The sequence below is a fragment of the Micrococcus sp. H39-S4 genome (genome assembly GCF_027158145.1).
In the GTDB taxonomy this organism is placed as follows: domain Bacteria; phylum Actinomycetota; class Actinomycetes; order Actinomycetales; family Micrococcaceae; genus Micrococcus; species Micrococcus luteus.
This window is the reverse complement of the sequence record NZ_JAPVLT010000014.1, coordinates 1-23,121: the sequence shown is the minus strand read 5'-3', so window position 1 is coordinate 23,121 and position 23,121 is coordinate 1. Positions and strand designations below refer to the sequence as shown.

The 23,121-nt window shown below is 69.9% G+C and carries 21 protein-coding genes; 5 read left to right on the top strand and 16 right to left on the bottom strand.

From position 1 onward, the window contains the following. From pgsA to O3T09_RS11070, 5 genes are all read right to left on the bottom strand, one after another. On the bottom strand, positions 1–612 hold the full coding sequence (gene pgsA / locus O3T09_RS11090; RefSeq protein WP_144825979.1) for a phosphatidylinositol phosphate synthase: 612 nt from the start codon (positions 610–612) through the stop codon (positions 1–3). Next, positions 612–1,292 carry an HIT family protein gene (locus O3T09_RS11085; protein ID WP_144919265.1) on the bottom strand — a complete coding sequence of 227 codons (681 nt, stop codon included), beginning with the start codon at positions 1,290–1,292 and terminating at the stop codon, positions 612–614. The genes pgsA and O3T09_RS11085 overlap by 1 nt, the downstream gene beginning before the upstream one ends. After that, positions 1,289–3,307 (bottom strand): threonine--tRNA ligase, encoded by a 2,019-nt coding sequence (thrS, locus tag O3T09_RS11080; RefSeq protein WP_036340809.1) that lies wholly within the window; start codon positions 3,305–3,307, stop codon positions 1,289–1,291. The genes O3T09_RS11085 and thrS overlap by 4 nt, the downstream gene beginning before the upstream one ends. Before the next feature lie 109 nt (positions 3,308–3,416). Next, positions 3,417–7,115: a DNA polymerase III subunit alpha gene (locus O3T09_RS11075; protein ID WP_144818450.1), complete on the bottom strand. Its 3,699-nt coding sequence runs from the start codon at positions 7,113–7,115 to the stop codon at positions 3,417–3,419. Then, positions 7,112–7,438: a DUF6504 family protein gene (locus O3T09_RS11070; RefSeq protein ID WP_036338972.1), complete on the bottom strand. Its 327-nt coding sequence runs from the start codon at positions 7,436–7,438 to the stop codon at positions 7,112–7,114. Before O3T09_RS11070 ends, O3T09_RS11075 begins: the two co-directional genes overlap by 4 nt. 474 nt (positions 7,439–7,912) lie before the next feature. Between O3T09_RS11070 and O3T09_RS11065 the strand changes: the two genes are divergently transcribed. Continuing rightward, complete coding sequence (locus tag O3T09_RS11065; protein WP_095353990.1) at positions 7,913–8,632, top strand: DUF6318 family protein; 720 nt, start codon at positions 7,913–7,915, stop codon at positions 8,630–8,632. A gap of 464 nt (positions 8,633–9,096) precedes the next feature. Continuing rightward, complete coding sequence (locus O3T09_RS11060; RefSeq protein ID WP_230260529.1) at positions 9,097–9,597, top strand: PKD domain-containing protein; 501 nt, start codon at positions 9,097–9,099, stop codon at positions 9,595–9,597. A gap of 68 nt (positions 9,598–9,665) precedes the next feature. Here the strand turns inward: O3T09_RS11060 and O3T09_RS11055 are convergent, their stop codons facing one another. The 3 genes from O3T09_RS11055 to O3T09_RS11045 form a co-directional block, all read right to left on the bottom strand. Continuing rightward, a complete protein-coding gene (locus tag O3T09_RS11055) occupies positions 9,666–10,382 on the bottom strand; it encodes a hypothetical protein (RefSeq protein ID WP_260849645.1) in 717 nt (238 codons plus the stop codon). Between the two features lie 213 nt (positions 10,383–10,595). After that, complete coding sequence (locus O3T09_RS11050) at positions 10,596–11,417, bottom strand: SOS response-associated peptidase (protein WP_119217919.1); 822 nt, start codon at positions 11,415–11,417, stop codon at positions 10,596–10,598. Between the two features lies 1 nt (position 11,418). Next, positions 11,419–11,676, bottom strand: coding sequence for a hypothetical protein (locus tag O3T09_RS11045; RefSeq protein ID WP_119217323.1), 258 nt, complete (start codon positions 11,674–11,676; stop codon positions 11,419–11,421). A gap of 205 nt (positions 11,677–11,881) precedes the next feature. Here O3T09_RS11045 and O3T09_RS11040 point away from each other — a divergent pair, with 205 nt between their 5' ends. The 3 genes from O3T09_RS11040 to O3T09_RS11030 are packed head-to-tail and all read left to right on the top strand — an operon-like array spanning position 11,882 to position 14,285. Then, complete coding sequence (locus tag O3T09_RS11040; RefSeq protein ID WP_269295548.1) at positions 11,882–12,976, top strand: S-(hydroxymethyl)mycothiol dehydrogenase; 1,095 nt, start codon at positions 11,882–11,884, stop codon at positions 12,974–12,976. Beyond that, on the top strand, positions 12,976–13,632 hold the full coding sequence (locus O3T09_RS11035) for an MBL fold metallo-hydrolase (RefSeq protein ID WP_036338953.1): 657 nt from the start codon (positions 12,976–12,978) through the stop codon (positions 13,630–13,632). Before O3T09_RS11040 ends, O3T09_RS11035 begins: the two co-directional genes overlap by 1 nt. 32 nt (positions 13,633–13,664) lie before the next feature. Beyond that, positions 13,665–14,285, top strand: coding sequence for a uridine kinase family protein (locus O3T09_RS11030; RefSeq protein ID WP_113914437.1), 621 nt, complete (start codon positions 13,665–13,667; stop codon positions 14,283–14,285). 31 nt (positions 14,286–14,316) lie between these two features. Here the strand turns inward: O3T09_RS11030 and O3T09_RS11025 are convergent, their stop codons facing one another. The 8 genes from O3T09_RS11025 to O3T09_RS10990 all read right to left on the bottom strand — a co-directional run bounded on the left by O3T09_RS11025 (position 14,317) and on the right by O3T09_RS10990 (position 22,327). Then, positions 14,317–15,087, bottom strand: coding sequence for a lipoate--protein ligase family protein (locus tag O3T09_RS11025; protein ID WP_269295547.1), 771 nt, complete (start codon positions 15,085–15,087; stop codon positions 14,317–14,319). Continuing rightward, positions 15,084–15,950, bottom strand: a complete 867-nt coding sequence (locus O3T09_RS11020; protein WP_036313183.1) for a thioesterase family protein — start codon at positions 15,948–15,950, stop codon at positions 15,084–15,086. Before O3T09_RS11020 ends, O3T09_RS11025 begins: the two co-directional genes overlap by 4 nt. Before the next feature lie 87 nt (positions 15,951–16,037). Further along, the gene (locus tag O3T09_RS11015; protein ID WP_036313181.1) at positions 16,038–16,715 is read right to left on the bottom strand and encodes a methionine ABC transporter permease; all 678 of its coding nucleotides are present in this window, start codon (positions 16,713–16,715) and stop codon (positions 16,038–16,040) included. Then, positions 16,712–17,806, bottom strand: coding sequence for a methionine ABC transporter ATP-binding protein (locus O3T09_RS11010; RefSeq protein WP_083325258.1), 1,095 nt, complete (start codon positions 17,804–17,806; stop codon positions 16,712–16,714). Before O3T09_RS11010 ends, O3T09_RS11015 begins: the two co-directional genes overlap by 4 nt. A gap of 3 nt (positions 17,807–17,809) precedes the next feature. Next, positions 17,810–18,715: a MetQ/NlpA family ABC transporter substrate-binding protein gene (locus tag O3T09_RS11005; RefSeq protein WP_144818442.1), complete on the bottom strand. Its 906-nt coding sequence runs from the start codon at positions 18,713–18,715 to the stop codon at positions 17,810–17,812. A gap of 508 nt (positions 18,716–19,223) precedes the next feature. Beyond that, positions 19,224–20,207: a class 1b ribonucleoside-diphosphate reductase subunit beta gene (gene nrdF / locus O3T09_RS11000; RefSeq protein WP_205810588.1), complete on the bottom strand. Its 984-nt coding sequence runs from the start codon at positions 20,205–20,207 to the stop codon at positions 19,224–19,226. Positions 20,208–20,399: 192 nt separating this feature from the next. Continuing rightward, positions 20,400–21,149, bottom strand: a complete 750-nt coding sequence (locus O3T09_RS10995; RefSeq protein WP_136939769.1) for a hypothetical protein — start codon at positions 21,147–21,149, stop codon at positions 20,400–20,402. Then, entirely contained in the window at positions 21,149–22,327 is a 1,179-nt protein-coding gene (locus tag O3T09_RS10990) for a type ISP restriction/modification enzyme (protein ID WP_269295551.1), read from the bottom strand. Before O3T09_RS10990 ends, O3T09_RS10995 begins: the two co-directional genes overlap by 1 nt. Between the last annotated feature and the right edge of the window lie 794 nt (positions 22,328–23,121).

The window sequence follows — 23,121 nt, the reverse complement described above, 5'->3', positions numbered from 1 at the left end:
TCAGGCGTCGTCGCGCGCCTGGCGGCGCACCGCGGCCATGCGCTGGCCGACGGTGACCAGGGACGCGGCAGCGAGCAGCCCCAAGGTGACGGCCAGGACGACCGGGGGCAGACCGAGGCCGGTGAGACCGGCGACCACGAGGGTGACCACGAGCCGTTCGGCGCGCTCGGCGATGCCCACGTGCGCGCTCCAGCCGAGGGCCTCCGCCTTGGCACGCACATAGGAGACGAGCATGCCCAGGGCGAGGCAGGCCCCGGAGAGCGCGCCGACCGCGGGTGCGGCGCCGACGCCGAAGCCCCACAGGCACAGCCCGAGGAACACGGCCGCGTCCTGCACGCGGTCCAGGGTGGAGTCGAGGAACGCGCCCCAGCGGCCGGTGGACCCGGCCTCGCGCGCCATGATCCCGTCCACCAGGTCCGAGAACACGAACGCGGTGATGAAGAGCGTGCCCCAGAACAGGTGCCCCAGGGGGAAGAGCACGAGCGCGCCCAGGCTCACGCCGAGCGTGCCGACGACCGTCACGGTGTCCGGACTGACCCCGGCCCGCAGGAGCGTACGGGCCACCGGGGTGAACAGGCGGGTGGTGACGCCGCGCGCGTGACGGTCCAGCATCAGGCGGGGTCTCCGGCCCCCGGGCGAGGATGCTCGGCCGCGGCACGGGCGTTGGCCGCCTGGCGCACACCGTGGTCCTGGGCGGCCCGGTCCCAGACGTCCGCGAGGATCTGCCGGGTCTCCCCCAGGGTCTGCGACATGTTCTTGGTCCGGGCGATGATCGGCAGGAAGTTGCCGTCGCCGGTCCACCGCGGCACCACGTGCTGGTGCAGATGGGCTGCGATCCCGGCGCCGGCCACCGCCCCCTGGTTCATGCCGAGGTTGTAGCCGGACGCGCCGGCGGCCTGGCCGAGGGCCAGCATCGCCGTCTGGGTCAGCTCCGCCATCTCGGCGACCTCCTCCGTGGTGGTGTCCGTGTACAGGGGCACGTGGCGGTAGGGGCAGACGAGCAGGTGACCGGGGTTGTACGGGTACAGGTTCAGCACCACGTAGGCGGTGCGGCCGCGGTGGACGATGAGGGAGTCCTCATCGTCGCGCTGCGGGGCCGCGCAGAACGGGCAGGTGTGCTCGTCCTTGACCTGGCCCGTCCCCTTGGACACGTACGCCATGCGGTGGGCGTTCCAGAACCGCTCGAAGGCGTCCGGGGCGCCGGGCAGCTCGAAGCCGTCCGTGGCGGCGGCGTCCGCCGACGCGCGGGCCTGCGCCCGCGCGTCGGATCCGCCGGTGCCGGGGCTGGTCATGGGGTGACCTCGCGCTCGCGCACCGCCTTCACGATGCGTTCGATCGCCTCCTCCACCGGCACGCCGTTGTCCTGGGTGCCGTCGCGGAAGCGGAAGGACACGGCGCCCGCCTCCCTGTCCTCGCCGCCGGCGATCAGCACGAACGGCGCCTTCTCCTTGGCCGCGGTGCGGATCTTCTTCGGGAAGCGGTCCGAGGAGTCGTCCAGGCGCGCCCGGATCCCCTCGGCGCGCAGCTTCGCGACGACGTCGTCCAGGTAGTCGTTGAATGCCTCGGCCACCGGGATGGCCACGACCTGCTCCGGGGCAAGCCAGGCCGGGAACGCGCCGGCGTAGTGCTCGGTGAGGACGCCCAGGAAGCGCTCGATGGAGCCGAAGAGGGCGCGGTGGATCATCACGGGGCGCTGACGGGTGCCGTCGGCGGCCTGGTACTCGAGGTCGAAGCGCTCGGGCAGGTTGAAGTCCAGCTGGATGGTGGACATCTGCCACGTACGGCCGATGGCGTCCCGGGCCTGGACCGAGATCTTCGGGCCGTAGAACGCGGCGCCGCCCGGATCCGGGACGAGCTGCAGACCGGAGGCCTCCGCGACCTCGGCGAGGGTGCGGGTGGCCTCCTCCCAGATCTCGTCGGAGCCGACGAACTTCTCCGGGTCCTTCGTGGAGAGCTCGAGGTAGAAGTCGTTGAGGCCGTAGTCCTTGAGCAGGTCGAGGACGAAGTTGAGCGTGGTGGTCAGCTCCTCCTTCATCTGCTCGCGGGTGCAGTAGATGTGGGCGTCGTCCTGGGTCATGCCGCGCACGCGCGTGAGCCCGTGGACCACGCCGGACTTCTCGTACCGGTACACGGAGCCGAACTCGAACAGCCGCAGCGGCAGCTCACGGTAGGACCGGCCGCGGGAGCGGTAGATCAGGTTGTGCATGGGGCAGTTCATCGGCTTGAGGTAGTAGTTCTGCCCCTGGCGCGTGATCTCGCCGGTCTCGGGATCACGGACCTCGTCGATGTGCATGGGCGGGAACATGCCGTCCGCGTACCAGTCGAGGTGGCCGGACACCTCGTAGAGGTGCTGCTTGGTGATGTGCGGGGTGTAGACGAACTCGTAGCCGGCCTCGGTGTGGCGCCGACGGGAGTAGTCCTCCATCTCCTTGCGGATGATGCCGCCGCGCGGGTGGAACACGGGCAGGCCGGAGCCGAGCTCGTCCGGGAAGGAGAAGAGATCCAGCTCGGCGCCGAGCTTGCGGTGGTCGCGGCGCTCGGCCTCGGCGAGGCGCTCCTGGTAGGCCTTGAGGTCGTCCTTGCTGGCCCAGGCGGTGCCGTAGATGCGCTGCAGCTGCTTGTTCTTCTCGTTGCCGAGCCAGTAGGCGGCGGCGGAGCGGGTGAGCGCGAAGCCGTTGCCGATGAGCTTGGTGGAGGGCAGGTGCGGGCCGCGGCAGAGGTCGCACCACACGGCGTCGCCGGTCTTGCGGTCCACGTTGTCGTAGATGGTGATCTCCCCGGCCCCGACCTCCACGGAGGCGCCCTCGCCGGCGGTGTCCGCGGCGTCCTTCTTGCCGAGCAGCTCGAGCTTGTAGGGCTCGTTCGCCATCTCGGCGCGGGCGGTCTCCTCGTCCACGACGCGGCGGCGGAAGGTCTGGCCGGACTTCACGATCTTCTGCATGAGCGAGGAGATCTGCTTGAGGTCCTCGGGGGTGAAGGGCTCGTCGACGTCGAAGTCGAAGTAGAAGCCGTCCGTGATGTACGGGCCGATGCCGAGCTTGGCGCCCGGGCGCAGCTGCTGCACGGCCTGGGCCATCACGTGGGCGGTGGAGTGCCGCAGCACCTCGAGTCCCTCGGGCTCCGTGATGTCCACCGATTCGACGGACGCGCCGGCGGGGATCTCGCGGGCCAGGTCCCAGAGCAGGCCGTCCACCCGCATCACGGCGGTGGTCGGCTTCTCGCGGAAGAGGTCGAGGCCGGTGGTGCCGTGCGTCACCTCCCGCAGCTCTCCGTCCACGGTCAGCAGGATGTTCTTCGGCTCCGACACGGTGCTCCTTCGAGGTCTGGCTTCGGGATCGGTGGCGTACGGGGGCCACCGTCGGCCGCGTCCCATTCTAGGGGCGCGGCCGGACGGCGGGGCACGGAGGCGAGCGGTCTCATCTGTCCGGGGTGGGCAGCAGCTCCCACGTCTCCGGGTGGGGCACCGGGATCGGGGTGTGCTCCGGCGCGGGCCGATCGGGTGCCGTGCGGCCGGGGCGGGCCCCGCCGGCCGGTCCGACGTCGGTACGCACCTTCACGGGCCAGCCGCCCGTGCCGTGGTGCGGGATGTCCGGCAGGGGCTGCGCCCCGGTGCCCGCCCGGCCGCTGCGGCGCGCGGCGGCGGCTCGGCGGTCCGCCGCGAGCCAGTCCCGCCACTGCTGCCGGGTGGCGTCCAGGTAGTCGGGGTCCGGGAGCGTCTCGGGCCGGTGCAGGTCCCAGGCGCGCACGGCCTGGACGGACACGGCCCGGTCGCCGGTGCGCCGGACGGTGCCCTCGATCAGCAGGAGGCGGGCGGAGAAGAGCATCTCCCCGGAGGCGTGCTGGGCCTCGGTGAAGAAGGAGGCGTCCACGCATCCGGTGCCGTCGTCCACGGAGAGGAACACCACCCGCTTGCCGCTGCGCATGGGCGGGGTCTGGGTGGCCACGCGCACCCCGGCCACGAGCACCCGGGACTGCGTGCGCAGCCCGAGCAGGTCCTTCGCCCGGGTGACGCCGAGCGCGTCCAGGTACGGGGCGTGGGAGTCCATGAGGTGGGCGGTGACGTCCAGGGCGGTGAGCTCCAGCTCGGTGCGGACCCGGGCGGCCGGGGCCGGGTCCGGGAAGAGCGGGGCGAGGGCGGTGAGCTCGGTGTCCGGCAGGTCCAGGGCCAGCTGGCCCTCCACCTGCCGTGGACGGGCGGACCGCGAGCGCGGGGCGGTGCGGCCGGGGGCGGTGCCGCGGGTGGTGGAGTGCTGGAGTTCGAGGTGGTGGACGAGGTCGGTGCGGGAGGCGCCGCCGGGTGGGAGGAGGCAGTCGAGGGCGCCGAGCTGGGCGAGGCGTTCGAGGTTGCGGGCGGTGGGGCGGGCGCGGTCGCGGACGTCGGCGAGGGAGCGGTAGGGGCGGCCGGCGTCGAGGCGGTCGGTCTCGGCTTCGCTGAGTCCGGAGAGGCTGGTGAGGGGCAGGCGGATGCCCCAGCGGCCGGGGGCGCCGTCGTCGACCTCGGGGTGGGCGGGGACCCACTCGACGTGGACGTGGCGCGAGGAGGCGTTGACGTCCACGGGCAGGACGGGGATGCCCATGCGGCGGGCCTCGGCGACCATGAGGCGGGCGGGGTACATGCCGGGGTCGTGTTCGAGGATGGCGGCCATGAAGGCGGCGGGGTGGTGGGTCTTGAGCCAGGCGGAGTGGTAGGTGGGGACGGCGAAGGCGGCGCCGTGGGCCTTGCAGAAGCCGAAGGAGCCGAAGGCGGAGAGGGTGGCCCAGACCTCGTCGATGACGTCGAGGGAGTAGCCGCGGGCGAGGGCGCCGGTGCGGAAGGCCTCTTCGACGAGGTGTTCCTGCGGGCCGCCGAGGAGGCGGCGGTGCTCGTCGGCGCGGGCCAGTCCGCAGCCGGTCATGACGTCCATGGTGCGCAGGACCTGTTCGTGGAAGACGGTGACCCCGTGGGTCTCGGCGAGGACGGGCCGCAGGTCGGGGTGCGGGTAGTGGGCGGGTGCCCAGCCGTGCCGCTGTTCGAGGAAGGGCCGGACCATGTCGGACTGCATGGGGCCGGGGCGGAAGAGGGAGATGTCCACGGTGAGGTCGTTGAACTCGCGGGGGGCGAGTTTGCCGACGAGTTCGCGCTGGCCCGGGGACTCGATCTGGAAGCAGCCGAGGGTGTGGGTGGTGCGGATCATCGCGTAGGTGGCGTCGTCGTCGAGGGGCACCTGTTCGAGGTCGATGCGCTCGCCCGTGGTGCGTTCGACCTCGGCGATCGTGTAGGCGATGGCGGACTGCATGCGCACGCCGAGGATGTCGAGCTTGAGGAAGCCCATGGGGTCCATGTCGTGCTTGTCGAACTGGCTCATGGGCAGGCCCATGCCGGAGGGTTGGACGGGGGTGCGGTGCAGCAGGGTGGCGTCGCCGAGGATGACGCCGCAGGGGTGCATGGAGATGTGGCGGGGCAGGCGGTCGAGGCGTTCGGTGAGGTCGACGAGCAGGTCCAGCTGGCGGTCGCCCTCGGCGCGGCCGGACTCGATGCGGCGGGAGAGGCCGCCGAGTTCGGGCATGCGCTGGAGGGCTTCGCGGAAGTTCGAGGCGGAGAAGCGCCAGAGCTGCTTGGCGATGGCGTCCACCTCGGGTTCGGGCATGCCGAGGGCGAGGCCGGCGTCGCGGACGGCGCCGCGGGCCCGGTAGGCGTTCTGCATGCTCATGAGGGTGGTGCGCTCGGCGCCGAAGCGTTCGACGACGGCGTGGTAGATCTCGTGGCGGCGGGCGGACTCCACGTCGATGTCGATGTCCGGGAGGGTGGAGCGGTCGGTGGAGAGGAAGCGCTCCATGATCAGGCCGTTGGCCATGGGGTCGACATGGGAGATGCGCAGGGCGTGGTTGACGAGGGAGGAGGCGCCGGAGCCGCGGGCGGCCACGCGGATGCCCATGCCCTCGATGAGGTCGACGACGGCGGCCACGGTGAGGAAGTAGGAGGAGAAGCCGAGTCGGGTGATGATGCCGAGCTCGTGCTCGGCGCGGTCCTGCAGGTCCCGGGCCGCCTGGCTGGTGCCGGGGAGGCCTCCCCCGGTGTGGAGGTGGGGGTAGCGGGCGAGGAGGCCGGTGCGGGTGCGCTCGCGCAGCACGTGCTCCGGGGGGCCGTCGATGCCGATGACGGCGGCCTCCGGGACGCGGGGCACGCCCCAGCCGAGGTCGGTCTCGGGGTCGAGTGCGCAGGCCTCGGCGAGGCGGCGGGTGGCCTCGAGCAGGGGGGCGGGGCGGTCGTCGGCGGCGAAGGCGATCTCGTGGGCGATGCGGTGCATGGCGGCGGTGGACTTGAGCCAGCCCTGCCCGTTGGGCTGCAGGTCGTGGAGGGCGTCGAGGGAGCTGAGGGCACGGACGGCGTCGAGGACGTCCGCGGTGGCGGCACCGTCCGGGGCCGCGTAGCGCACGGCGTTGGTCAGGACGGCGGGGATGCGGGCCTGGCGGGCGGCGCGGAGGGTCTTCACGGCGTGCCCGGTGTCGAGGCGTCGGCCGGGGGCGGAGAGGTGGGTGACGACATCGGCGTGGGGGCTGCCTGCGGGCAGGGCCGCCTTCCAGCGGCGCAGGGCGGTGAGGCCGGCCGCGTACCGGCGGCGGGCCAGGTGGCGGCCGACGTCCGAGTCCGGGCCGAGGAGGACGAACAGCTCGGGGGTGGGCGGGTTGTCCCGGTTGGCGGCGGTGGGGACACGGCCGGCCGCCGCGGCGGCGAGCTCGGCGACGCTGGCCCACGGGCTGCCGCCCGCCGCTCCCCCGGTGGTGCGGGCGTGGGCGGCGGAGACGAGCTCGCACAGGGAGCGGTAGCCGGAGCCATGACAGCCTCCTCGGGCGAGCACGACCACGCGGCCGGCGTCCTCGTCCTCGCTCCACCGGACGGCCAGGTCCACGCCCACGATCGGGGTGATGCCGTGGCGCAGGCAGGCACCCACGTGTTTGGCCATGCCGTAGAGCCCGTCCCGGTCGGTGCAGGCCAGCAGGTCCATGTCCGCGGCCGCGGCGGCGGCCACGAGGTCCTCGGGCCAGCTGACCCCGTAGTGGGCGCTGAACGCGGAGGCGACGTGCAGGTGGGCGAAGGGTGCGGCGGTGCGTCCGGCCGCGGCGGCCCGGCTCATGCCGACCGCCTCAGGTCCTGGGCGTGCTCGTGGACGCGCACGAGCCGCCACCGGCCGGAGTCCAGGTGGTGGGCGACGTCGAGGGTCTGCAGGGGCGCGGCGCCGGCCCGGGCCAGGCGGACCTGCAACCGCCACATCTCGTGGTCGACGAGACCGGCGCCGCGGCCCTTCTCCGCGCGGACCTCCTCCGCCCACCAGCGGCGCCGCTCGAACCAGCGCACGGGGCGCTCTGCGAGGACGTAGTCCCGCCCGTTCCAGCGCAGCCCCTGCGGGGTGCCGTCTGCCCCGCACTCCACCGCCACCGACTGTGTGAGGACTCCCATTCTGCTTCTCTCCCTGTGCACTGCTGACCGGACCGACGACGGGGTGCCGTCGGGCGATGGGAGCGCGGCCCGTCCGGCGGACCGGACGCGGGGAAGAAGTGGGAAGGTGGGGCCGCACACCCGATCGTACTCGAACATGTGTTCGAATGCGATGGGTGCGAACGTAGGGCGCCCGCCGGACACGTTAAGGACGCATCGCCCCAGACGGGCGAGGCCGGGAACGCCCTTTTCGTGAGGCCGGCTGGCCGAGTCCTGGCCGTAGGCCTCAAACCCGACCTTGGGGCGCACACGCACGAGAAAATCGTCTCTTGGGCCGGAAGAAGTGCGCCGGCACGGTCCTGTGGACAATGCGAGCAGGACCACAATCCGTCTGCGTATACTCCGAACCAACCGGGCCTCGCATGCCACGGGCACCGCGTTGCGGGATCAGCGCGGGAGGCGCGGACACACGACGGACGTCCAGTTGGAGGGGAAATGTCTCTCACCGCACCCGGGCGCGCCCTGCGCCGCCACCGATTCGCCCAGGCCGGCACGCTCAGCGTGGCCTTGGCGCTCGCACTGACCGCCTGTGGCGGGCAGTCCGAGCCCGCCGAGTCGTCGACGACGTCACCCTCGTCCGCCAAGCCCGCCGTCGAGACGTCCGCGCCCGCGAGCACGAGTGAGACCGCAGGCGTCAGCTCATCCCCCACGGCCACGGAGAGCGGGTCCGGCGAATACGTGCCCGCGTCTGCCGACGGCCCCGCGCGGAACGTGCCCAAGCCGGAGATGCCCGCCGCCATGAAGGAAGAGACCAAGGAGGGCGCCGAGGCGGCAATTCGCTATTTCTGGGAGGCCATTTACTACACTGACCAGACCGGAGAAACCGCTGATTTTGATTCGACATACAGCGAATACTGCGAGCTTTGCCAAGCCGTATCCGACTCAACTGCCCAGCACTACAAAGAAGGTGGCTGGTCGACGGGAGAGCACACCTCGATCAAATCGTTGACTCTCACCCCGTCAGAGTTTGGCTACACCGCTACTCTTGTTCGTGACGCATCCGCTGTAGAGGTCTTCGACTCACAGGGCGTTAGAGACGACTCTGCCAGTGGGGTGGAAACTCACGACGAGACCTGGCTGGCCGACGTAGTCTACGAACCCTCCAAGGGCCACTGGGTGATCGATGAGATGCAAAATCACCAGGATGCTCAATAATGCCTTCCATCTCGCGTATTTTGATTGCGATAGTAACTGCTTGCATTGCCCTAACGCTGATTCAAGCGCCATCGGCACACGCACAGCGCGCGAAGCCCTGCACCGATGTTCCCATTAGTGGCAAGCGAGAAGACGTCGAATTTAGGATTCGAACGCAGTGCAAGAAACAGTCGCGAACACAGCCCCCTCAGCCGGCCTCCGAACCGGTATCCGAAGTTGCCGCTCCAGGAGCCAGAGAAAAGCCGGCAATCGAGCAGCGCACTGTAGACGCCTGTTTTCCGAATCAAGAGAATAATTCCGATTTTGGGACGTGTCGCGAACAGACCGAGGCCTTTTGCCCAGAAGGGGCATGGGTACGTGAGCAGTTCGTCGACACAACTCGCCCAGATAGGGATCCCTATTACAGCCGGCCGGAATGCGTTACTGCGGGTTCGCCAGCCCCAGCAGCAGACGGCGCCCCGCCCGTGTCCATCGACGAGGTCCGCACGCTCCTCGTGCTGGAGCCTGAGATCCGGTCGGACAACGGCGGACGCGGGATCCGCAATGCGGAGACCAACTTCTACGCAGACGCCGAAACACGCACGCTCGTCACCACCCTCAACGGGGTCGAGGTCGAACTCCGCGCCACGCCGGTGAGCTTCCACTGGGATTACGGGGACGGGTCCCCCACCAAGACCACCTCGGTCGCAGGCCAGAGCCAGCCGGAGTTCAACGTCCCCACCCCCACGAGCCACGTGTACGAGGACACCGGGCAGTACACGGTCCGCCTCACCACCGTGTACATCGGCGAATACCGGGAGGCCGGGGGCGAGTGGGTGCTCATCCCAGGCACCATCAGCCTCGACTCGGCCCCCGTCACCGCGAACATCTGGCGCACCATCACCCGCAATGTCGCCGATGACTGCAGCGTCGACTCCTCAGCCTGGGGCTGCACCGGCCCCATCGAATCCGCTCCGGCCGGCTGAGCACAGACCGCGGGGCGGCCGACGGTCTCCCGTCCACCGCCCCGCGGCCCACTCATCGGCCGGGTGTGTCAGACCCGGCGCACCCGCCCCCGGGCCGTGAGCACGAGTCCCGCACCGAGGGCCGCGAGCGCTCCGAGCGCACCCGCCGGAACTTCACGCCCGGTCTCGACCGTGTCCGGGGTCGTGTGGGTCTCCTCCCCGCCCGTTCCCTCCCCCGGTTCCTCCCCGGCCACGGGAGCCGGAGTGTCGACGGGCTCCTGCTCGGCGGGCGGCACCGGGTCCGCCTCGCCGGGAGACGGGGCGTCCTCCCCCGCCGGCACGTTCAGGGCCCAAGGCTTCTGCCCGTCCGCGAGCAACTCGACGAGCGCGAAGACGTCGGACCGCGCCGCGTCCTGGGTGATGATGACGTCCTCACTCTTGGTCATCCCGTCCAGCGACCAGTCGAGGACGAGGCGGTCGTCGGTCGGGTATGTCGCGTCGGCGAGGTAGTGAAACCCGGTGAAGGAGTCCACCGTGGTGTCGCGCCAGAGGGCACCCCAGCGCGGACCCCACGAGAGTTCCGCGACCGCCGCGTCGTCGCCCAGGCCTTCGGACCGGAACGGCAGCAGCACGCCCGACTCGGCGTGCTCCAGCGTGAAGAACCACTCGGGGTTGTCCCCGAACACGGGGTCGGCCAGGCTGTGCTCCCCCCACGCGTAGACGAGCCCGGCAGAGGGGCCTCTGTTGCCCTCCGGAGTGCCGGCGGCCTCATCGTAGAGGGCGGCGGCCACCGGGGTGCCGTCCACGGACAGGGCGAACAGGAGATGGCCGTCTCCGGCCTCGCCGTGGCACCCCTCCGAAAGATGCGGCGCTCATACCGGCCCGGTGACACCCACGCTACGCAGAGCCCATTCTCAGGGGGAGTTCAGAACGGTCTCGGATCCGTCTCGATCCGATCACGATGCCGCGGCACCGCGTTCCCGCGCCTCACGGGCAGGTCATCCCCGTCGCCCCGTCCTTCAGAGCAGCGTTCCCTGATGCTCTCTCATCTCCTGGATCAGCTCCGGCCCGTTGTTCCGCACGTTCCCCACGGCGCCCCCCACGGGCCGCAGCGACCAGCCCGCCGCGACGTCGTACGCGCCGGCGCACACCTCGCCCACGAGGGCGTCGGCTTCTTCTGCGGACCCGAGCGTGTCCGGGGCGAGCCACCGGTCCATCGCCTCGGCGTCCATGGGCACGGGCATCCGGTCGTGCAGCTGGCCGAGTGCGGCGAGCACCGGATCGTCGTCGTCCGCGTCGGGCGCGGCCATGGTGAGGATCGTCGTCGAGAGGACCCAGGCGTCCTCCCCCGCGGCCTTGGCCTCGGGGTCCTGCCACCACTCGTACAGGCCGGCGAACCAGATGACCGGCCCCTCGCCGTCCCCGGCCCCGGCCGGGTGCACGTAGTAGGGCTGCTTCTTCGCGGCCCGCCCGTCGGGACCCTTGGCGCCAGGCTCCGGCGTCTTCCACTCGTAGTAGCCCTCCACCGGCACGGCGCAGCGTCGAGCGCGGACGGCGGCCCGGAACGTCGGCTTGGAGGCCACGGTCTCCGAGCGCGCGTTGAACGCACGGGACCCCACGGACAGCTCCTTCGCCCACGGCGGCACCAGGCCCCAGCGTGCCACGTGGATCCGCCGGGTCACTCCGGCGCCGACGTCGTCCGCATGCGCCACGAGGATCGGCACCTCGGCTGTCGGCGCCACGTTCCAGCTCTGGCGCAGCACCAGCTCCTCATTCGTCTCGGCATCGCCCAGGGCCACCAGGTCGCTCGTGGCGCGGGCCATCACGTAGCGGCCGCACACGTCAGCGGTCCCTCCCGTCCCGGCCACGATCGACATACATCCACGCGATGCCGAGGGCGAAGCCCATCATCGCGCAGCCGAGCACAGTGCCCCAGGGACTCTCGGTGCCCAGTCCGAACACCACTCCCAGGCCGACGCCGATCAGCAGCCCCACCAGCGGGATGCGCCACTGAGCGAGCGTGCCGGCACCGGCCGGAGCCCCGGCTGGAGCCTCCGGAGCCTCGTACGCCTCGTCCTCGTCTCTGCCATGTCCTGCCACGGTTCGCCCCTCCGTTCACATCGGTGTTGCGGGTCAGGTTGCAGTCTCCCCCGGCCGCCATGGTGACGCCATACACCAGGCCCCCCGGCTGCTCACCGATGCGTCGCACAGGGTCCTGTGATGGGATGGGCAGAACGAGCCCGCCCGCCGCGCCGCCTCACGCATGCGCGGCCTCGGGCAGATCCCCACCACCAGGAGGAACAACGTGTCCCAGAAGGTCCGCGGCGTCGTCGCCATGGCGAAGGACGCCCCCGTCACCATCGAGACCATCGTCATCCCCGATCCGGGACCCGGCGAGGCCGTCGTCGACATCAAGACCTGCGGCGTCTGCCACACGGATCTGCACTACCAGCAGGGCGGGATCGGCGACGAGTACCCGTACCTGCTCGGCCACGAGGCCACGGGTGTGGTCTCCGCGATCGGCGAGGGCGTCGACCACGTCCAGGTCGGCGACACCGTGATCCTCAACTGGCGCGCCGTGTGCGGCGAGTGCCGCGCGTGCCGCAAGGGCGAGCCGAAGTACTGCTTCAACACCCACAACGCGACCCAGAAGATGACCCTGGAGGACGGCACGGAGTTGTCCCCGGCCCTGGGCATCGGGGCGTTCGCGGACAAGACGCTCGTCCACGCCAAGCAGTGCACCAAGGTCGACGGCGTCGACACTCCCGAGGAACAGGCCGCGGTCGGCCTGCTCGGATGCGGGATCATGGCCGGCATCGGCGCGGCCATCAACACCGGCGAGGTCAAGCTCGGCGAGTCCGTGGCCGTGATCGGCTGCGGCGGCGTCGGCGTGGCCGCGATCGCCGGGGCGAAGCTCGCCGGCGCCACCACGATCATCGCGGTGGACATCGACGCCAAGAAGCTCGCGAAGGCCGAGGAGCTCGGCGCCACCCACACCGTGAACTCGAAGGACGAGGACCCCGTGGAGGCCATCCGCGCGGCGACCGGCGGCTTCGGCGCCGACGTGGTCATCGAGGCGGTCGGCCGCCCGGAGACCTACGAGCAGGCGTTCTACGCCCGGGACCTGGCCGGCCGCGTCGTCCTGGTGGGCGTGCCCACCCCCGGCATGGAGCTGAAGCTGCCCCTGCTGGAGGTCTTCGGCCGCGGCGGCGCGCTGAAGTCCTCGTGGTACGGCGACTGCCTGCCGGAGCGCGACTTCCCGATGCTCGTGGACCAGTACCGCCTGGGCCGCCTGCCGCTGGACGAGTTCGTCACGGAGACCATCGCCCTGGACGAGGTGAACGAGGCCTTCGAGACGATGAAGTCCGGCGAGGTCCTGCGCTCGGTGGTGGTGCTCTGATGGCGCGCATCGATCACCTGGTCACCTCCGGCACGTTCTCCCTGGACGGGGAGACGTTCGACGTGGACAACAACGTGTGGATCGTCGGCGGCGCGGAGCAGTGCGTCGTCATCGACCCGGCCCATGATGCCTCGGCCGTCTGGAAGAAGGTGAACGGCCGCCAGGTGCTGGCCATCGTCCTCACCCACGGCCACGACGACCACATCCGCCAGGTCCAGGAGTTCCGCCAGATGGTGGACGCCCCCGCGCTGCTCCACCCCGCCGACCGCATGCTCTGGGACGACGTCTTCCCCGACGAGGAGCCCGATGGCGCGCTCGCCGAGGGCGACGTCCTGCGCGTGGCCGGCGTCGAGCTGCGGGTGCTGCACACCCCCGGCCACTCCCCCGGCTCGGTCTGCCTGTACGCCCCCGCCCTGGGCGAGGCCGGCGACGACGGCGCCCCGACCGGCGTCGTGTTCTCCGGCGACACCCTGTTCCAGGGCGGGCCCGGCGCCACCGGCCGCTCGTACTCGGACTTCGACACGATCATCGAGTCCATCCGCGAGCGCCTGCTCTCGCTGCCGGAGGCCACCGTGGTCCACACCGGCCACGGCGACTCCACCACGATCGGCACGGAGAAGCCGCACCTGCAGGAGTGGATCGACCGCGGCCACTGAGGACGCGCCGAGGTGGGGAAGAATGGTCCCCCGTGACCATCCTCCCCGCCTCGCCCCCTCCCTCCGTGATCCTGCTCGGCGGCGCGTCGGGCTCCGGCAAGTCCTACCTGGCCCGGCGGCACGGCCGGCCCCACCTCTCGCTCGATGCGTTCTACCGTCCGCAGTCCGACGACGGCGCCGCGGGCGGGCCCGGCCCCGTGTTCCCGCGCACCCCCTACGGCGAGATCGACTGGGACCACCCCGGAACATGGGATGAGCAGGCGGCCGTGGACGCGGTCGTCGAACTGCTCGAGGAGGGCGCCACGCGTGTGCCCGACTACGACATCTCCACGTCCTCCGTCCGCGGGCACAGCACCGTCGCGCTCGAGCCGGGCGGGGTGATCGTGGCGGAGGGCATCTTCGCCGAGCGCATGCCCGCCGCCCTGGACCGGGCCGGGGTCGGCTACGCGGCCTGGTACATCGACCAGGCGCGGACCACGACGGCGGCCCGCCGGTTCGTGCGCGACGTCGCCGAACGCCGCAAGCCGCTGCCGTTCCTCGTGCAGCGGGGCTGGTCCCTGTACCGGACGGACGCGGCGCGCCGGGCGGCGGCCGTGGCGGCCGGCTTCACCCCGCGACGCAAGCGGGAGATCATCGCGGATCTCACGGCCTGACGGCCCGCCCGCAGTCTGGCCGCCCGTGCCCTCAGCCGGAGGTGCCCGCAGCGAGGACGGCGAGCTGCTCGTCTACCACCTCGAGCCCGGCGGCGGCCGCCCACGCCGTGTACTCCTCCCGCAGGGCCGCGGCGAACGCGGGGACGATCACCCCGGGGCGCACGTCCTCGGCCGCGCCCGCCGTGCGGGGGTCCATGTCCAGACCGAGCTCCCGGTAGACGTCGACGAGCACGGCCCGCAGCGGAGCGGGGTCGGACACCACCACGTGGGTGGAGAACAGGAACGCCCCCTTCACCACGCGCTGCGCGGAGCCGGCCAGCTTCACCGGGTATGTCGGCGCAGGGCCCTGCACGGAGAACTCGCCCGGGCAGTACTCCCCCGGGATCTCGCCCACGGAGGCGGGCACGTCCACGCGCGCGAACGCCCGCACGAACAGGTCGGCGAACTCGGCGAACCGGGCCTGCTGCGTGAGTGCCGCGTCCTCCTGCTGGCTCAGGTGGTCCACCACCAGGCAGCCGTGGTGGTAGGCCGCCGCCCGTCCGCCGGCCCGGCGCACCACCGGCTCGAAGCCGTGGGCGCGGGCCGCCGCGGCCGCGGCCGCGAAGCCGGGCAGCCGGGCGTCGCGCTGGCCGAACGGGACCGTCGGTTCGGGCACGTAGACGCGGATCAGGTCCTCGAGGGCCCTTCCCTCGGCCGCGGCGGCGCGGAAGACGGCCAGCTCGTCCATGGCCCAGTCGAGGTCTTCAGCGGCCCCGAGGGTCCGCTCCTGCACGGCCCAGCGCAGCCGGGGAGCTGCGCTCACAGGCCGCCCTCGGCCGGCCAGGAGCGCAGGGTGAGGGTCTGCTCGGCGTGGGCGAAGGGGCCGTCGTCGTCGTGGAGGACGGTGCTGGTCAGGCCCACGCCGTCCGGGCCCACCGTGACCTGCCCCGCGAGGCCGAGCCAGTGGCCGGTGGGCTCGCGGTACAGGTGGATCTGCAGGTCCACGTTGGGGAAGAACCACCCGCCCGGTTTCGCCGGCAGGGCCGGGGCGATCCCGTTGGCCGCGTCGGTGAGGCTGATCAGGCGCACCAGGTCGCTCGTGCTCTCCCCCGCCACCATCTCGCGGTCCGTGGTGAGCCACACCCGGCCGTGGCCCGGCCCGTGGCCGGGCAGGACGACGCCGTCGAGGGAGGCGATGTACCCGCCTCCCCATCCGTGGAGCGCGTTGTGCGACTGCGCCTGCGAGCGCGGCGGGAGGGGCTCGTCCGGCAGCTGAGCGACGGCGGAGGTGTCCGAGGTGGACAGCAGCCAGGCGCGCAGGGTCAGCACGGTGCGGCCCCGGGCGTGGAGCACGGACTCGACAAGCTCGATGGTGCGGCCCGGACGCAGGGTGCGCGTGACCACCTCGAGCTCGCCCGACCAGAGCGTGCCCAGGATGTCGTAGGAGAGCCGTCCCACCCGCAGCCCGGGAGTGGTCTCGTGCGCAGCCACCTCGTGCAGCAGCAGGCCCGAGACGGCGGCCATGTGCATCTCCTCTTCCCGCCATGCGCCCTGGGCGTGCACGGTGGAGCGCACGCGGGAGGTGCGGACGCCGTCGGCGTCCACGGTGGGCTCGCCGAGGCGGACGTAGAAGGCCAGGGGATCGCCGGCGACGGAGGTCGCGGGGGTGGAGGTGATGTCGGTCATGGGCCGAAGTCTGCCAGAACGACGACGACGGCCGGTGACGTCCCCGCGGGATGTCACCGGCCGTCGTCGTGCGGACCGAGCCGGGGTTCAGCGGCGCATGACCTTGCGGGCGATGCCGTTGCCGATCAGCTGCAGCGCCTGGACGAACACGATCACCACGATCACGGCCAGCCAGGTGACCTCCGGACGGAACCGGTTGTAGCCCTCCACGATGGCGAAGTTGCCGACGCCGCCGCCGCCGATGATGCCCGCCATCGCGGACATGTCCACGAGCGAGATGATCACGAACGTGAAGCCGAGGATCAGCGGGCCGAGGGCCTCGGGCAGCACCACGGCGCGCACGATCCGCATGCGGGAGGCGCCCATCGCGCGGGCGGCCTCGATCACGCCGGGGTCCAGCGAGACGAGGTTCTGCTCCACGATGCGGGCGATGCCGAACGTGGACGCCCAGATCATGCAGAACACCACGGCGGTGTTGCCGATGCCGGTGCCGAGCACCGCGATGGTCAGCGGCTGCAGGGCGGCGATGAGGATGACGAACGGGATGGGCCGGATGAGGTTCACGATGAAGTTCGTGACCAGGTAGACGGCACGGTTGGCGAAGATGCCGCCCGGGCGCGTGGTGTAGAGGACGAGCCCGACCAGCAGGCCGAGGATGCCGCCGAGGATGAAGGACCAGCCGACCATGTAGAGGGTGTCCCCCACGGCGGTCATCAGCTCGGGGCCGTAGTACCCCCAGTCGAGGTTCTGGAATCGGTCGATCACTGGTGCACCTCCTGCACGTCTCCGGCGCCGGCCAGGTCCGCGACAAACGCGTCCACCGCGGCGGCCTCGCCCGTGAGCGCCACGGTGAGCAGGCCGTACGCGGAGTCCTTGGTGGCGGACATGCCGCCGTGGACGATCTCGAAGCCCACGCCGCGCGTCGATGCGGTGCCGAGCACCGCCGAGACCGCGGCGGAGTCCTTGAGCGAGACCATGATCAGCCGACCCTCGGTGCGCGCCCGGATGCGGGCCACCTCCTCGGCATTCGGCCGGTCCTTGAGCGCCGTGGCCACGAAGGACGCGGCGTCGGCGGAGTGGGCGGGCCGAGAGAAGAGGTCGTAGACCTTGCCGGACTCCACCACGCGGCCGCTGTCCATCACGGCGACGCGGTCGGCGATCGAGCGGATGACCTCCATCTCGTGGGTGATGGCCACGATCGTGACCCCGAGCTCCTCGTTGACGCGGCGCAGCACGGAGAGCACCTCGTGCGTCGTCGAGGGATCCAGGGCGCTGGTGGCCTCGTCTGCGAGCAGGATCTCCGGCTCGGCGGCCAGGGCGCGGGCGATGCCGACGCGCTGCTTCTGGCCGCCCGAGAGCTGCTCCGGGTAGTGCTTGGCCTTGTCCGCCAGGCCGACGAACTCGAGCAGCTCCGCCACGCGAGCGCGGCGTTTGGACCGCGGCCAGCCGGCCGTGTCCAGAGCGAACTCGATGTTCCCGGCCACCGTGCGGGAGGTCAGCAGGTTGAACTGCTGGAACACCATGCCGATGCGGGTGCGCAGCGGACGCAGCTTCGCTTCGGAGAGATGGGAGACCTGCTGGCCCAGCACCGTGACGGTGCCCGACGTCGGCTTCTCCAGCCCGTTGATCATGCGGATCAGGGTGGACTTGCCGGCGCCGGAGAAGCCGATGACGCCGAAGACCTCGCCGCGGTTCACGGCGAGCGAGACGTCGTCCACGGCCTTCACACCGGCACCCTTCTTGGTGGCGTAGACGCGGCTGACGTGGTCGAAGACGATGACCGGCTCCCCCGGGGCGCCCGCGGAGGGGCGCCCCGGGGTGACCGCGTCACGGTCGGACGTATGGGAACCTGCCATGGATCAGGCGCCCTGCTTCGCGATCGCGTCCTGGTACTGCTTCAGGGTCTCGTCGATCTGGGCGGTGTCGAGCTGCACCGGCACGCTCGTGTCGGAGGAGAGCTTCGCGGACTCATCCAGCACGGGCTGCTCGTGGTACAGGGCCGCGATCTTCTTGTAGGTCTCGTTGTCGCGGTCCTCGCGACGCACGGCGAAGCCGTTGACGTACGGCTTGGCGGAGTCGTCCTTGGGATCGTCCTTGAACAGGGCGGTGTTCGTGTCGATGCCGGCGTCGGCCGAGAAGGTGTTGTTGATGACCGCGCCCTGGACGGACTCGAGCGCGTTCACGGTCTGCTGGGCGGCCACGGTCTGGACCTTCACGGTGGAGGCGGCCTCGTCGATGTCCTTCGGCTCCGGGCGGATGGTCTCGTTGGACAGCTTCAACAGGCCGGCGGCGACGAGCACGTTGATGGCGCGGGCCTGGTTCACGGTGTCGTTCGGGATGGCGACGGTGTCGCCCTTCTTGAACTCGGAGACGTCTTTGTACTTCTTGGAGTACAGGGGCAGCGGGATGATCTCGGTGGTCCCGATCAGCGTCAGGTCCTTGCCGGAGGCCTGGTTGTAGTCGGCCAGGTAGGCGATGTGCTGGAACCAGTTCATGTCGATGTCGCCGTTGTCCAGCGCCGGGTTCGGCTGCGTGTACTCGGTGAAGTTGCGGATCTCGACGTCGATGCCGTGCTTCTCCTTGGCGAGCTTCACCAGGGCGCGGTGCGTCTCGTTCTCGGACACGACGCCGATGCGCACGGTCTGGGCGCCGTCGTCGCCCTTCTTCTCGGCCTGCGAGTTGCAGGCGGTCAGGGCGAACGCGCCGACGGCGGCCAAGGACAGGCCGGCGAAGGAGCGGCGGGAGATGTTCGAGGGGGTCGTCATGGGGTTCTCCTTGGAGGACGGTGCGACGTCGCCGGCGCGGGTGGGCACGGCGGGTGCGGAACGGTGCGGGGTGGGCCGTGCGGTGGGTGATTCCCCGCGGGGCACAGCACGGCGGGCGGGGGGCGAGAGACGCCCCGAGCCGGAGGCCGGGATCCTTTCGAACGCTGCTCTTGCCCGTCCCCCAGTCACCGCGGGCTCCCCTCGAGGGGTCTGCACGCAGCGGAGGCGGGCCGCTTCTCGGTCCGTTGCCACCCGTGAACATGGGGTTGGCGAGCGGCTCGTCGTGGGACCACGTGGACCCGCCGAGGCGGGGTCCACAGCCGCTTCTCCTGAAGCTGGGCCCAAGCCTATCGCAGCGTGTGCGCTCCATCGGGCAGGGCGGTGACGCGCAGCGTCATACTGCGGGGCCCGGGGCCGACGTGTGATGCCTCTCGCGGGACGACGACGGCCGGGCGCCTCCGCGGGGAGGCGACCGGCCGTCGTCGGGACGGGGCTCAGGCGGACGGGATCAGAAGTCCCAGTCCTCGTCCTCGGTGTTCTCGGCCTTGCCGATCACGTAGGAGGAGCCGGATCCGGAGAAGAAGTCGTGGTTCTCGTCCGAGTTCGGGGAGAGTGCGGAGAGGATGGCGGGGTTCACGTTCGTGGTCTCGGCCGGGAACATGGGCTCGTAGCCCAGGTTCATCAGCGCCTTGTTCGCGTTGTAGTGCAGGAACTTCTTCACGTCCTCGGCCAGGCCGACGGCGTCGTAGAGGTCATGGGTGTACTCGACTTCGTTCTCGTACAGCTCGAACAGCAGCTCGAAGGTGAACGCCTTGAGCTCCTCCCGCTTCTCCTCCGGCAGAGTCTCGATGCTCCGCTGGTACTTGTAGCCGATGTAGTACCCGTGCACGGCCTCGTCGCGGATGATCAGGCGGATCAGGTCGGCGGTGTTGGTGAGACGGGCGTGCGCGGAGAGGTACATGGGCCAGTAGAAGCCCGAGTAGAAGAGGAAGGACTCGAGCAGGGTGGAGGCGATCTTCTTCTTGTACGGGTCCTGGCCGTCATAGCGCTCCACGATCAGGCCGGCCTTGGCCTGCAGGTTCCGGTTCTCACGGGACCAGCGGAACGCCTCGTCGATCTCCGGGGTGGAGGCCAGCGTGGAGAAGATCGAGGAGTACGACTTCGCGTGCACCGACTCCATGAACGCGATGTTCGTGAGGACGGCCTCCTCGTGCGGGGTCATGGCGTCCGGGATGAGGGAGACGGCGCCCACGGTGCCCTGGATCGTGTCCAGCAGCGTCAGGCCCGTGAACACGCGCATGGAGAGCAGCCGCTCCTCATCCGTGAGGTGGGACCAGGACTGGACGTCGTTGGACAGCGGCACCTTCTCCGGCAGCCAGAAGTTGTTGACGAGGCGGTTCCACACCTCCACGTCCTTCTCGTCCTGAATGCGGTTCCAGTTGATCGCCTCGACGAGGTGGGACTGCTGGGTCTCGGTCACGGCAGGGCACATCCTTCAGAAGAATTCGTTGAGAATCCGCGGATTCCGGGGGCTCACGGGAGCACGGTCATCGGGGCGCGGGTCCCGGACAGTCTAGGCGCTGGGTGCCGCTGGGGCCATGGAGGCGAGGGTGTGGTCGGCCACCCTGGCGCGAAGTCGCTTCCACCCCGCTGGACCGATGCCGGTCCGACACGTCCCCAGGTTCTAACCCTCGCCGCGCTCCGCCATGCTGGCGACGGTGAGTGCTCGTTCGAGCTGGGCATGCGCCATCGGCGCGTCGATCATGCGCCGGATGGATTCAGGATCCGAAGCCTTTCCAGGGGCCCGGAGCGCGTCAGCCACGATCCGTGTCACGTCGTCCGATTGGAGTCGGGCCACTGCCTTTTCCCACTCGTCGCGACGCACCACTGAGGCATCGGTCTTGTCGGCACCGGCAGCATCCGCTGTCGCCATCCGATCGCGCAGGGCGAGGCCGAGCATGAAAACGCTGACAAGATTCGCACGGGCCGCCTGCCCACTCGGGTCATCCCGGATGGCTTGGAGTGTGTGTTCCACAGACCGGCGGAAGGCCTGAGGTGACATGGCTGCAACAACCTGCACCTGCCGGACCTGCTGCAGTCGTTCGGTCCGCGTCAAACGGGCCCAGAGTGCTCGAGCCTTGGGAACGGCGACTGCGCCTGCCCAACGCCCAACGGCGGGTAGGGCATAACGGATGCCGACACGCACGAGCGCACCAGCTGCCAGCACAAGGAGCGCCTCCCACTCCTGGGCGGCCTGGCCGCCAATGCGGTGGCTGGAGGCCCCGCCCGTCGGCCCGTCCTCGACCCACCGCCATGCCGCATGACCGCGGAGTTTCCCTTGATCGTCGAAAAGGTGACCGGTCTTGGCCCCGCCGCCATTCCTGGCATTTCCTAAACGCAACCCATCCGGAATCTCCGGCTCCCAGCGTCCCATCACTCCACCTCCAGCGTCGGCAGTGCATCGACGATCTTCATGGTCTCCACGCTTACCGTCACGATGCGGCCGAGGAGATCGCGGATGTAGCGAGGGTCGCCGTGCTCGAGACCCCAGTCATTCGGGTCATTGACGATACCCGAAGCCTTGTCCGTCTTCACCTGGTAGCGCTCGAGGATCCAGTCCACGGCAGACCGGGAGCCGAGCGTGTACCGCTGGGCCTCTTCCGGCAGCCCGGTCAGGGTGAGGTAGCCGTTGTACTTCACGGTGGTCTTGTCCCACGCGCCAGCCTTGCCGCCGTACTTCATCTGGGTGACGCGGTAGCGCTCGACCTCGTTGAGCGCCTCCGGATCGATGGCCCAGTGCTCCTGCAGCGAGTAGGGCTCCACGGACTCGTAGCCGATATGCAACTCGGAGAGTGCCCGGCCTACATCGGAGAACGCCCGGAAGTCCGACGACGGCACCTGCGGGATGCGGGGCAGCATCTTCCTCAGGTCCGCTGCGAACCTCTCCCGGTAATCGGGCGAGTGCAGCACGCCGTAGACGTAGTAGAAGATGTCGTCCTTGGCCACCGCCTCGCCGTATTTGGCACGGTAGGACGCCAGGGTGGCGTCCGTGATGTTGTCCACTCGCGTGTAGGCCGCACTGCCCGAGGTTGTCATCGCGGCTTCGGCAAACAAGTCACCCTCAGACTCGACGTGGGTGTAGCGAGGAAAGAACTGACCCTGTCCAGATCCCCAATAGGCGAGATCCGGCAGAGCGTCCGTCGCCAAAACACTGAACCCCTTATCGCTACCAGGACCCACCATATAAAAACCTACGTTTTTCGAATTCTCATCCGGAAAAAATCGTCGCATAGCGGCCGGGCGGTGGATCAAATCGAGATTTGCTATGACGTAACGCTTGTTGAATGGGCGATACGACGCCGGGTGGAACCGAATCGGGTTGACGCAGATCTTCCGGCCCGCCTCGTGACGCGCAACGAGTGACGAGCTCCAGCTAACGTGGCTGGGGTCCATGTCGCGTTGACCAGCTTCTATGCCAGCATTGAAGTAATCAGAAATACGTTTCACTTTCTCATGAAGGGATTCCTTTGAATCAGAGTAGACCCAGGCATCACGATTCGTCTGGAGTCCAGCGCCATTGGACGCAAAAATTGCGTTGCGACCGTCTTTCATGGACAGCGGATGGAATGTGTGGAACCGTTCATCCCGCTGATTGATCCAATCACCCTCGGCGTTCGGGGTGATCTCCTGCCAGTTCAGAGACCCCAGCGTCGCCTGATCCACCAGGTTCAGTTTGGCCTCCCGGTCTAGGTAGTCGCCGATGTCCTTGTAGTGCAGGCGCGCCGCCTCCACATCTCCGGGCCGCTTCACCAGCAGAAGCACGGCCACGGTTGCCCTACTGCCCGGACCAAAGATCTGCCCACCTTCGCGACGAGCTCTCTCCCCAGACGTCCGTGTGTTCCCCCGGAGGTTATACACGTAGACCTCGTGGAACTCGGAGTACAACGTCTTGCGCAGACCAGCCGCCGTGTTCCCGTCGATGTACCCGCCGTTGGACACATAACAGAGCACTCCGCCCTGCTCCGATTTCAGCAGCCGGTCAGACCCCCACCGAATGGCCCGGATGTACGAGTCATAGAGCGAATTCTTGTTCTGCGCTGTCGAGAGCTTCGCGTAGCTGTCCCGGATGGATGCGTCCAAGGTCGGGTAGCTCAGGTTCGCGTTGTCGTCGTTGCCGGAGGTCTGCCCCACCGAGTACGGCGGGTTGCCGAGGATCACCCGGATGTCCAGGTTGTTCTGCGCCACCACGCGGTCGTTATTGGAGCGGAACACCTTCTCAGGGCGTGTCAGATGGTCTGTGTAAGCCGTACCGAGAGGAACGGTAAGAATCATGACCATGATCGACGAGAAGAACCCAGGCGAGCCCTCGGGCCAGGACCTGGTCGAGCAGCTGAAAGCCTCAGGGC